Origin of the sequence: Fibrella rubiginis (assembly GCF_017353185.1) — a bacterium.
In the GTDB taxonomy this organism is placed as follows: Bacteria; Bacteroidota; Bacteroidia; order Cytophagales; family Spirosomataceae; genus Fibrella; species Fibrella rubiginis.
On sequence record NZ_JAFMYV010000045.1, the window covers coordinates 1 to 504 of the forward strand.

The 504-nt window shown below is 66.7% G+C and carries 1 protein-coding gene; it reads left to right on the forward strand.

Annotation, left to right across the window (positions count from 1 at the left end; genetic code table 11):
- The coding region (locus tag J2I47_RS26400; RefSeq protein WP_207367625.1) for an Ig-like domain-containing protein at positions 1-504 on the forward strand (504 nt) is incomplete at both ends.

Below are 504 nucleotides of genomic sequence, written 5' to 3' on the forward strand. Positions count from 1 at the left end.
CGCTCAGCGTCAGCGGGGGAGGGCCTACTGCCACCTACACTTGGAAGACCGTGGGTAGTGTGGTAGGCACGGGCAGCAGCCTGAGCGTGAGCCCTGGCAACACAACGACTTACCAGGTGGAGTGCACCAGTTGTGGCAGTTGCACGGCCACCCAGGTGACGCTCACCGTTACGCCCGCCTGCACCCTGGTGGCGGCTGCTTCGCCGACCAGCCTGGTGGCGGGCTCCAGCAGCACGCTCACCGTCAGCGGGGGAGGGACTGCTGCCACCTATAGCTGGAGGAGTGGGGGCAGTGTGGTGGGTACGGGCAGCAGCTTAACGGTTACGCCCCCCAGCACCAGCACCTACTCCGTAGCCTGCACCAGCTGTGGCAGCTGCACGGCCACACAGGTCACTGTTAATGTTAGTATTCCCCCTGCCTGCACGCTAGTGGCCGTGGCCTCGCCGGCCAGTCTGGTGGCGGGCTCGGGCAGCAGCACGCTCAGCGTCAGCGGGGGAGGGCCTA